Below are 2,924 nucleotides of genomic sequence, written 5' to 3'. Positions count from 1 at the left end.
GGCGCGGTCCTCGCGCCCGGCCGGGGCGGAGTGCCGCGCGGGCGGCACGGACCCGCGGGCGGCGCGGCTCCGGCCCGCGGGCGTGTTCACCCGGACGTAACAAGGGGCGCGCCTTCGTCACGGCCGCGAAACACCGCGCCGCATCGGCGGAAACGGGGCTCCGGAAATCTGTGGCTCATCCTGACCCCCAGATCCGCCCCCACGGGTCGCGTACGCGAGGAGACGCCCACATTGAACGGCGCGGATACCGCTTTCGTACTGATCAGCGCGGCGCTGGTCATGTTGATGACGCCCGGCCTGGCCCTTTTCTACGGCGGCATGGTCCGGGTCAAGAGTGCACTGAACATGCTCATGATGTCCTTCATCTCCCTGGGCATCGTGAGCGTCCTCTGGGTCCTGTACGGCTACTCGCTCGCCTTCGGCACCGACACCGGCGGCCTGATCGGCAGCCTTGAGCACATCGGTCTGAGCGGCATCGGCGTCGAGACGCTGACCGGCGGCGACGAGGGCATCCCCGTCCTCGCCTTCGTGCTCTTCCAGCTCATGTTCGCCGTCCTGACGCCCGCCCTCATGAGCGGCGCCCTGGCCGACCGGGTGAAATTCAGCGCCTGGGCGTTGTTCATCACCCTGTGGGCCACGGTCGTCTACTTCCCCGTCGCGCACTGGGTGTGGGCCGAGGGCGGCTGGCTGTTCGAACTGGAGGTCATCGACTTCGCGGGCGGCACCGCCGTCCACATCAACGCCGGGGTCGGCGCCCTGGCGGCCGTCCTGGTGGTCGGCAAGCGCATCGGTTTCAAGCGGGAGCCCATGCGGCCCCACAGCCTCCCGCTGGTGGTCCTGGGCGCCGCCCTGCTGTGGTTCGGCTGGTTCGGTTTCAACGCCGGCTCCGCGCTGGGTGCGAACGGCACCGCCGCCACCATGGCCCTGAACACGCAGGTCGCCACCGCCGCCGCCATCCTGGGCTGGCTGCTGTACGAGCGGATCCGGCACGGCGCCTTCACCACCCTGGGCGCCGCCTCCGGAGCCATCGCCGGCCTGGTGGCCATCACCCCCGCCGGCGCGCACGTGAACGCCGTGGGCGCGATCGTCATCGGCCTGGTGGCCGGCCTGGTCTGCTCCTGGGCCGTCAGCCTGAAGTACCGGCTCGGCTACGACGACTCCCTGGACGTCGTCGGAGTCCACCTCGTCGGCGGCGTCATCGGCACCCTGCTGGTCGGCGTCCTGGCCACGGACGGAGTGGGCGGCCTCACCCAGCTCGGCAAGCAGGCCGCCGGGGCCTTCTCGGTGATGGCCTTCTCCTTCGTGGTCTCCTGGATCCTGGCCAAGCTGGTCGACGTGGTCATCGGCTTCCGGGCGAGCGAGGACGACGAGACCGCCGGACTGGACCAGGCGTACCACGCCGAGACCGCGTACGACTTCAGCGCGGTGGGCGGCTCGCCCGCGTCCCGCAGCTCGGCCGGGACCACCGGCGGCCACAACGACAGCGCGACGGCCTCGCCGTCCGCGCAGCAGAGCGACAAGAAGGTGGACGCGTGAAGCTCATCACCGCAGTCATCAAGCCGCACCGGCTCGACGAGGTCAAGGACGCCCTGCAGGCGTTCGGAGTACAGGGACTGACCGTCACCGAGGCCAGCGGGTACGGCCGGCAGCGCGGCCACACCGAGGTGTACCGCGGCGCCGAGTACACCGTCGACCTGGTCCCCAAGGTCCGTGTGGAGGTCCTGGTCGAGGACGAGGACGCCGAGCAGCTCCTCGACGTGGTGGTCAAGGCCGCCCGGACCGGCAAGATCGGCGACGGCAAGGTCTGGAGCGTTCCCGTCGAGACGGCGGTGCGCGTCCGCACCGGCGAGCGCGGCCCGGACGCGCTGTGAGCCGGCCGGAGCGGGAGACCGCGTGACCTCGGTATCCGGAAGCCCCGGCAACTACGCGGCGGCCCGGCTGCGCCTCCTCGGTGAAGGAGCGCGGTCCGGGCCGCCGCGCCGCCGGGCCCTGTCCGACCTCACAGACGGCTGGCTCGCCTCGCTGCTGGGCGACGCGGGCGAGGGGGTCGCGCTCGTGGCCGTCGGCGGTTACGGCCGCGGGGAGCTCTCCCCGCGCAGCGATCTGGACCTGCTGCTGCTGCACAGCGGCCGCGGCACACGCGAGGTCGCCGCCCTCGCCGACCGCCTCTGGTATCCGGTGTGGGACCTCGGGATCGCCCTGGACCACTCGGTGCGCACCCCGGGCGAGGCCGAGCGGGCCGCGGCCGACGACCTCAGGGTGCGGCTCGGGCTGCTCGACGCCCGGCACATCGCCGGGGACCCGGAGCTCACCGCCGCACTGCGCACCCGGATGCTCGCCCGCTGGCGCGCCGGCGCCCACCGGCTGCTGCCCGAGCTGCGCGAGGCGACCCGGGAACGCGCCCGCCGTCACGGCGAACTGCGCTTCCTCCTCGAACCCGACCTGAAGGAGGCCCGCGGTGGCCTGCGGGACGCCACCGCCCTGCGCGCGGTGGCCGCCTCCTGGCTGGCCGACGCGCCCCGCGAGGGACTGGCGGAGGCACACCGCACCCTCCTCGACGTACGCGACGCCCTCCATCTGACCACCGGCCGTGCCACCGACCGGCTCGCCCTCCAGGACCAGGACCAGGTCGCCGCCGCCCTCGCGCTGGAGGACGCGGACGCGCTGCTGCGCCGTGTCTACGAGGCGGCCCGGGTGCTCTCCTACGCCTGCGACGTCACCTGGCGCGAGGTCGACCGGGTGCTGCGCGCCCGCCGTCCGGGCCTGCGGCGCGCCAGGCGGTCCGCCGCGCGCACCCCGCTGGCCGAGGGCGTCGTCGTGCAGGACGGCGAGGTGGTGCTCGCCCGGACCGCGCGCCCCGAGCGCGACCCCGTACTGCCCCTGCGTGCCGCCGCGGCCGCGGCCCAGGCCGGACTGCCGCCGTC

Annotated in this window: 3 protein-coding genes; all 3 read left to right on the top strand. The window is 73.7% G+C overall.

Features of this window, described 5'->3' with window-relative positions; genetic code table 11:
• The first annotated feature begins 231 nt into the window (after positions 1-231).
• On the top strand, positions 232-1,536 hold the full coding sequence (locus AC2CJA_RS25755; protein ID WP_484605074.1) for an ammonium transporter: 1,305 nt from the start codon (positions 232-234) through the stop codon (positions 1,534-1,536).
• Positions 1,533-1,871, top strand: a complete 339-nt coding sequence (locus tag AC2CJA_RS25750) for a P-II family nitrogen regulator (RefSeq protein ID WP_093662123.1) — start codon at positions 1,533-1,535, stop codon at positions 1,869-1,871. The genes AC2CJA_RS25755 and AC2CJA_RS25750 overlap by 4 nt, the downstream gene beginning before the upstream one ends.
• A gap of 22 nt (positions 1,872-1,893) precedes the next feature.
• The coding region (locus AC2CJA_RS25745; RefSeq protein ID WP_484605073.1) for a [protein-PII] uridylyltransferase family protein at positions 1,894-2,924 on the top strand (1,031 nt) is incomplete at its 3' end.

It is taken from the genome of Streptomyces sp. ATLC9, from assembly GCF_057196705.1.
Note: the sequence above shows the minus strand (reverse complement) of the source record. Positions and strands in the feature narration are given on the sequence as shown.